The sequence below is a fragment of the Roseibium sp. MMSF_3247 genome (assembly GCF_030733765.1).
Classification (GTDB): domain Bacteria; phylum Pseudomonadota; class Alphaproteobacteria; order Rhizobiales; family Stappiaceae; genus Roseibium.
Genome location: NZ_JASHII010000020.1, coordinates 1 through 7,478 on the forward strand (window position 1 = coordinate 1; position 7,478 = coordinate 7,478).

Sequence of the window (7,478 nt, forward strand, 5' to 3'; positions counted from 1 at the left end):
ACCGCAACGCCAGGAACTTTCTGTCGTCCCTCTGCCTCGCGGCAACCGTGTGCTACTGGTTATGAGTCCGAAGCCTAGGGGTCAGCTGCGCATTAAGAAGAACGGCCAGGCCAACTTGATAAAAGCGCTGAGCGAAACTTCGCAGTGCTTAAGTGCAGCCGGGTCAATTTTGCATAAATTGCAAAGCACGCGACTTGATCTGACATTTCTGCTCTTATGGAGCGTAACAAGGAGTGTCGATCGATGACAAGCATTCAAGAGAAGATCATCAAACCGAAGCTGGGACTGCTGGAACTTGCCAAGCAGCTTGGGTCCGTTTCGCAGGCCTGTAACGTCATGGGCTATTCACGGGATAGCTTTTACAGGTTCAAGGAGCTTTACGAGCAAGGCGGCGAAGAGGCCTTGATGGACCTCAGCCGGAAGAAGCCGATCCTGAAGAACAGGGTGCCGGAGCATGTTGAACGTGCGGTCATTGAATTGGCCATCGAGAACCCGGCCCTGGGCCAGAAGCGCGCCAGTTGGGAGTTGCAGCAAAAGGGTGTCATGGTGTCGTCGTCCGGCATCCGGTCGATCTGGTTGCGCAATGACCTTGAGACGATGAAGAAGCGCCTGAAGGCCCTGGAGGCCCGCGCCGCCCAGGAGGGTATTCTTCTGACCGAAGAGCAGATGGCCGCGCTGGAAAAGGCGAAAGCCAAGAAGGAAGCCCATGGCGAAATCGAGAGCCACCATCCCGGCTATCTGGGCAGCCAGGACACCTATTATGTGGGCACAATGAAGGGTGTGGGGCGGATTTACCAACAGACCTTCGTTGACACTTATGCCCGCGTGGCGATCTGCAAACTCTACACCGAGAAGACGGCAATCACGGCGGCGGACCTGCTGAACGATCGTGTGATCCCGTTTTTCGCCGACCACAAGATCGACCTGCTGCGCGTACTGACAGACCGGGGCACCGAATACTGCGGCAAGGTCGAAAATCACGCCTATCAGCTCTATCTGGCGGTCGAGGACGTGGACCATTCAAAGACCAAGGCCAACTCACCCCAAACAAACGGCATCTGTGAACGCTTCCACCGCACGATCAAGGACGAGTTCTACGATATTGCGTTCCGCAAGAAGCTGTACCGCTCGGTGGAGGAGTTGCAAACCGATTTGGACGTGTGGCTGACCAAGTACAATGAACAACGGCCGCACTCGGGGAGATACTGCTATGGAAAGACGCCTATGCAGACCTTCCGTGAAACGCTACACATAGCCGCCCAGAAGACCATCAAAACGCACGACCAATCGGACAGTGCCAAAACCATGCTCAGCATCGCTGGCTGAGGCGTACGTCAGATCAAGTCTAGAGTTTTACACATAAATTTGCCTAGGTCAAACTCCACGCACATGCGAAATTCAGGCAATCAATTTCCCAAATAGATCCCAGAACTGATTGTAATCAGGGTCGCGGTCAAAACACCTCCCACAGCCAAAAACATCAAAGCAGCAAAACGCCGGTCGTTCATCGTCAGTCTATCTCAAGGTTGCTGCGATCAGGCAGGAGAATATGGAATTTTTGACTGGTACCGCAGCTGGTTTTGTATTTGATTGCTGTTTTTACTTCTGCATTTGGAAAAAGGCTTGGCGGCACTCAGACGACTTCAAATGCACGGCCAATTAATTGTATTCAGGCAACAAGCTGCTCCAAGGTTTTCGGCTTGCCGTACAAAAAGCCTTGAAGGGCAACGCATCCCAACTCCGCTAGTAACTCTGCCTGCTCTTTGGTCTCGACCCCTTCAGCGACCACAGAGACATTGAGCGCCTCCGCTATCTCAATAATCGCGGCAACGACACGTTTGCCCCGTTCGGAAACGGTGATTTGTTCGACAAGCCCGCGGTCAATCTTTAGATGGTCAGGCTGGATCTGCATCAGGCTCATAATGGACGCGTGTCCGGTCCCGAAATCATCGATATCGATGCCGACACCCATCTCCCGGATCTGGTTGACGGCTCGAACAACATCCCCGTTCGGGTCATCAAGGAAAACGGTTTCCAGGAGTTCAAATACCAGAGTGCCTGGTTCCACATTGATTTGTGACAACTCTTCAATCAACCGGGTGTCCAGCAAACGCCGTGCTGAAACGTTGACCGACATTTTGATCTTCAGATTTGTTTGAGACTGTAACTGATTGCGCGCCTTCAACGACTTTAAAAGGACGATACGGTCTATTTCTTCGGTAACCTTCATCGCTTCAGCGATGGGAAGAAAGGTGTCAGGCGACAAAACACCAAGACGTGGGTGGTTCCATCGCACGAGAGCTTCGTAGCCGTGAACAGTCTGATCTACTGCGTTCACTTGCTCCATGAGAACAATGCTGAATTCCTCATGATCAATCGCATCAAGCAGATCATTTGCCAGCTCATCGCGCAAATAGAGTTGTTCGGACATCTCCTCCGTAAAGAAGGTGTATCGGTTGCGTCCGGTATGTTTGGAATGATGCAAAGCATAGTCAGCTTGGCGAAAGAGAACATTGTTGTGGAGTTGTCGTGTCGATCCAACGCTCCCGCCAAGACTGACATTGATCTTGCAGGTCTGCTTTTCGCATTGAACCGGATCGCTCATCTTTTCGTTGATGTCATTTGCCAGGGCCTGAAGATCAGAAAAGCTTACGCTTGGCCGAATAAAAACAAACTCATCACCTCCAAGACGGGCGGCAATATCATCGGCTTTCAGCAGGCCGGAAAGGCGGCTTCCAACGGCCTTAAGGACACAATCACCCACTTCGTGCCCGAGCTTGTCATTGATCATCTTAAATCGATCGAGGTCCAGGCAAATCAGACCAAACGTTTGGCTGACGTTGGCAACCTGTCGATCAATGGCATCCCGCAGCCCGTTGCGATTGAGCAATCCGGTCAAAGCGTCGTGGGTTGCAGCAAACTGCAATTGTGACTTCTGACGGCTCAGTTGCTCACGCGTTTGCCGGACTTCGGTGACATCCCTTTGGATAGAGACCCAATATCTGTACCAGCCTGTCTCGTCCGCCACCGGGACGATGCTCAAGTCTACCCAGAACGGTGTTCCATCCTTTTTGTAATTCAGCAGCTCTTCACGAACATGTTCCCAACGCCGCAGCCGTTTACCGATCCTGCGCATCACATCCCGGTCAGTTTTCTCGCCTTGCAGGATGCGTGGAGACTTGCCAATCGCCTCCTCGGCAGAGAACCCGGTCATGCGGGTGAATTCGTCGTTGACGTAAACAATCTTAGGGCCGGGTTCTTCAAATGGCTCTGCTTCGCAAATGACCAGAACATCTTGATTGAAGCACGAGGCACGGGCAATCAAATCATCAAGCATGTGTTCGAACACCAAATTACCAACAGTGCCCAAACTATTCCGCGGTCCTTAATTTTCCAAGAACAAACAATGTCTTATTTATCGGTTTCCGCAGAGAAACTGAAATAATCCATGTTGTTTTTATCTATGGTTTTACTGAAAAAGAGGGATGCATTCGTAGGTTGCATCCGTCACAAAGAGGGCCTGTTCACATTTGAGCATGATGTTCTTCCAAATCACTTATTCAGCAAATCCGGCAGAATGTGGAGCAATATGCGGATTGCCGAATCTTTGTTTAGGTCATATTAAGAGGTTGGGATTTTACTACAGGTCCCAGTAGCTAAAACTTTGTCCCGGTGATCAGCCTCCAAAAGCATCACCGGGTTCTTTTTTGCATGTGTTGGAATAATTGATGCCGATATGAAATCCCTCGGGCGTAGGTTAGCCCTTCTCGGCTGCGATATCGGCCAATCTGGTAAACATATTGCTCAGATCATTTGATACTTGAATCAAATTCTCTCTGATTTTTTTGCCACCTTGTGATCGCGCGGGATGCTGCTTCAAGAGCTTTCGATATTCCTCCAGACGATCTGCCAAAGCGGAAAAAGACGGAAAACCCTCTTCGCCCATTCGGCTGCATTCACTAATCATCCCCTGAAGCAGGTGATCCGCTTCTGCATCAAAATCATCGATGCGCTTTTCAAAGGTCGCTCGTAGACGACTGGCAATGCGTGGATCAATATTCAAATGAAAACTCCAAATGCCGTAAAGTTTTATGTGGCCAGCTCACAACGGGCATGGCAACCACTACTATTTGACAGTTCACAAAAGAGGCTGAAGTCGCCAGGGGCTCGTTACCCGCAAAGCTGATTGTTTGTGAGGGCTCCAAAAAGCTTTCTCAAGCTGCCCGGACTTGACTGAGGAACTGCTCCACTTGCGATTTCAGGAGCTCAGCTTTCTGGCTTAGATCCCCCGCAGTTTCGGTTACTTGCGTAGCTGCGGCCCCTGCGTCTCCAGCCGAAGAGGTCACTTCCTGAATGTTCGCAGTTACCTCTTTCGCACCGCTCGCTGCGTTTTCGATGCTATGTGCGATCTCACCGGTGGCCGCTTTCTGCTGATCAACAGCTGAGGAAATGCCAACTGCAATTTCATTCATTTCCGAAATTGTTTGACCAATGCTTTTAATCGCAGCGACAGCCTGGTTTGTTTCCGTTTGGATGCTGTTGATTTGCTGCCCTATTTCCTCTGTGGCCTTCGCAGTCTGGCTTGCCAATTCCTTAACCTCGGATGCAACGACGGCAAAGCCCTTGCCAAGTTCTCCGGCACGCGCAGCTTCTATTGTTGCATTGAGTGCAAGGAGATTTGTTTGTTCCGCGATTTCAGAAATCAGACCGATTACATCACCGATCCGCTGCGCTGCAACCACGAGCCCTTGTACTTGTTGATCCGTAGTGGTTGCTTGATCCACCGCACTCTTGGCAATTGCAGAAGACTGGGTGACCTGACGGGCAATTTCATCAATTGAACTGATCAATTCTTCTGTCGCTGCGGCAACAGTTTGCACGTTGGAAGCAGCGTGTTCGGCGGCATTATAGACCGTTCCGGCCCGATCATTTGTCTCAGTGGCGATAGCGGCCATAGATCCTGCTGTTTTTTCCATTTCAACGGATCCCGCAGCGACACCGTTCAGGAGTTCCGAAACGCGTGCATCAAAATCTTTGGTTAAGCTTTCAATATGCTGTGCACGCGCATCGCGGCGCCGCGTTTCTTCAGCCTCTGTGCGGGCAAGTTTCTCGTTCTGGATCATGCTTTCTTTGAAGACCGCAACCGCCTTGACCATGTCGCCAATCTCATCCCGCCTGTCGGCACCTTCGAGCACGATGTCCGTCTTCCCGGATGAAAGCTGCTCCATGTCTCCAACGATATTGTTGATGGGCTTTGTAATCGTCCGAGAAAGGAGGTAACCGATCGCAGCGATTACCACCAGCAGACCGGCTCCGATCATCAGCAGTTGGTTGCGCATCTCAAATACTGGCGCATGGGCCTCGCCATAGGCCTGCATCGCAACAAAGGCGTATCTGTTGCCCTGATACTCGAATGCCTTCGCGTCAACGTCCATCGTTATGTCCCGGTGTAACGTGTCATATCCAAAGGCATTACCTTCAGAAAACGCTCGGTCGATGACTGGACTGTCAAGTTTGGTCGCCAGGATATCTGAAACTTGGTCTGTTGCCGGGCTATCGTTGCGCATCAAGCGGTCTTCGCCGATGACGGCAAGCTCGCCCGTTTCCCCAAGGCCAAGGTTCCGGCGGACAATCTGATTAATCCTGTCTATCGGCATCTGAAACGCGAGGACACCGATCAAATTGTCTCCATCGTGAATGGGATGAGCCATGAAGCTTGCAGGCGCATCGTAGCTCGGCCCATATGGTGCAAAATCAGCGAAAACAACTGCCGCCGGATCGGTTAATTGTAAGGCTTTCCGGAACACAACACCAAGATCCGTATTTGCCCATTCGCCGCCGCCTTCCGAAAAGTTCGTGGCAAAGTCGAGTTCTTTGTAGACCGAGTAAATCAGGTTGCCCTGTGTATCGAACAGGAAGACATCATAATAGCCACCATCCTGCTGAATACGTCGAAACCCGGGATGGAACTTTGCATGGGCAGCATCATAAGCTGTCCCTGTTTTTGCATCGTAGAGTTCATCCTTCTCGCCGGTCGGATGCGGGTTGTCTGTGATGTAAGATGATTGCAGTTCCTCGGTCGGGTTGCCTCCGGTCATTTTCCAGAAGTTCCAAACGTTGGTGAATTCTTTTGTGGCGGCTACGGTATTTGGAAGCTCGGAGGTGAGAATGAGCTGCCGTTCTATAGATCTGAAATAATTCAAAAAGTCTTCTGACCCCACCTCCGTAGCCGCTTCAAGGCGCTGCGCGGCAAGCCTGTCGATCGTGTTCTTCGATGCAAAATAGCTGCCGATTCCAATGCCAATACCAACGACGGCCGCACATCCGACAACAAGGGCCGGAAGTTTTTGCGATAGACGCATAGCTTTGAAGCTCCAATGAGAAATTCCGTTACGTTAATTTCAGCGGTTATAATTAAGAAAGTCTTTATCGGGTAAGCTGACAGGCCACGGACTATCTCTATTGGACACCGTCGCACGTGGAAGAACAATCGGTCTGATATTATTAGTGATAGGCGCCGCTGGTCCGCAGTTCAACGCGAAGAGCCAACTCGCGCACCCATCCAGCTCTTGCAGGGGAAATTTTACGTAATTGCGAATATTGGCAACTTGTGCGCATGTTTCAAAGATTTTAGACACGAGATCGAGGTCGGATGGGCCTCGTGCACAGTAACTTTGTTCGGCCTCCGTTTGTTTTTCATTCGGAGGCCTTTTTTTGCCGACCTGGTCTCGTAACGACACATTGAAATTAGAAGCATCCCTATCCGCTTTGACAATTATCAAGGCTACGTATTTGACTGTACTTATGGATATGTATTTTTTCTTACAATTAGGATTTAATTCAGAGTTGCCTTATCTGAATGACTTAATTCGTTTGCCGCTCCCTCCAAGGGATTGCCTAAGCTAGCAGGTCAAAACAGCCGGCCATAGGCACGGGGCGAAGCGACGACATTGCACATCAGATTGGTGCCTTTGTGCTGGATAACGATCAAGGACGTATCGGAAAATATTGCTTCCAATTTTCAACATATGATTACGTAAAGTTAATCTCTAAAGAGCAAGCTTCGGCTGTGTTACGTATTTCCCCGTATCTGGAACGAATCGATGCTCTTCAAATCCCTTTCAAATCTCAAAGTCCAAATTGCGCTTGGCTTTGGCTTGTTGCTCGTCCTTCTTGTTGTCATCTCAGGTTTTGGCGTCTCGAATGGCGTTTCCGCATTAGGCAAGTTTAGCGACTATCGTTCAACTGCGAGAAGTTCGATTTTGCTGGCAGACATGCAGGAAGACATCTTGAGTGCCCGCATGACCGTTATGAAATACCGTGCAACACGCCAAGAAGGTGCTCTGTCGAAAGTCCAAGCGGAAATGGCAGCGATGGTAGAGGAAGCAGAGCTGCTGAAGGGGTGCTGTCACATTGTTTTTTCGTCAAGGATGTCGGGGTAATTGAGTGGCATGAGCAGTGCCGCCCCGACCTATAAG

The 7,478-nt window shown here is 50.5% G+C and carries 5 protein-coding genes; 2 read left to right on the top strand and 3 right to left on the bottom strand.

Going from position 1 to position 7,478, the window contains the following annotated elements:
• Positions 1 to 243 precede the first annotated feature (243 nt).
• Positions 244 to 1,326, top strand: a complete 1,083-nt coding sequence (locus tag RBB44_RS25250) for an IS481 family transposase (protein ID WP_306150590.1) — start codon at positions 244 to 246, stop codon at positions 1,324 to 1,326.
• A 343-nt stretch (positions 1,327 to 1,669) separates the two neighbouring features.
• Here the strand turns inward: RBB44_RS25250 and RBB44_RS25255 are convergent, their stop codons facing one another.
• The 3 genes from RBB44_RS25255 to RBB44_RS25265 all read right to left on the bottom strand — a co-directional run bounded on the left by RBB44_RS25255 (position 1,670) and on the right by RBB44_RS25265 (position 6,362).
• Positions 1,670 to 3,337, bottom strand: coding sequence for a bifunctional diguanylate cyclase/phosphodiesterase (locus RBB44_RS25255; RefSeq protein WP_306150589.1), 1,668 nt, complete (start codon positions 3,335 to 3,337; stop codon positions 1,670 to 1,672).
• Positions 3,338 to 3,757: 420 nt separating this feature from the next.
• Positions 3,758 to 4,063 (bottom strand): hypothetical protein, encoded by a 306-nt coding sequence (locus RBB44_RS25260; protein WP_306150588.1) that lies wholly within the window; start codon positions 4,061 to 4,063, stop codon positions 3,758 to 3,760.
• Positions 4,064 to 4,214: 151 nt separating this feature from the next.
• Entirely contained in the window at positions 4,215 to 6,362 is a 2,148-nt protein-coding gene (locus RBB44_RS25265; protein ID WP_306150587.1) for a methyl-accepting chemotaxis protein, read from the bottom strand.
• A 741-nt stretch (positions 6,363 to 7,103) separates the two neighbouring features.
• Here RBB44_RS25265 and RBB44_RS25270 point away from each other — a divergent pair.
• A complete protein-coding gene (locus RBB44_RS25270) occupies positions 7,104 to 7,442 on the top strand; it encodes a hypothetical protein (RefSeq protein WP_306150586.1) in 339 nt (112 codons plus the stop codon).
• Positions 7,443 to 7,478 lie beyond the last annotated feature (36 nt).

Bases quoted from the DNA above. Each gene is read 5' to 3' on its own strand.
- RBB44_RS25250 (WP_306150590.1), top strand. From the start codon at position 244: ATGACAAGCATTCAAGAGAAGATCATCAAACCGAAGCTGGGACTGCTG.
- RBB44_RS25265 (WP_306150587.1), bottom strand. From the start codon at position 6,362: ATGCGTCTATCGCAAAAACTTCCGGCCCTTGTTGTCGGATGTGCGGCC.
- RBB44_RS25270 (WP_306150586.1), top strand. From the start codon at position 7,104: ATGCTCTTCAAATCCCTTTCAAATCTCAAAGTCCAAATTGCGCTTGGC.
- RBB44_RS25255 (WP_306150589.1), bottom strand. From the start codon at position 3,337: ATGCTTGATGATTTGATTGCCCGTGCCTCGTGCTTCAATCAAGATGTT.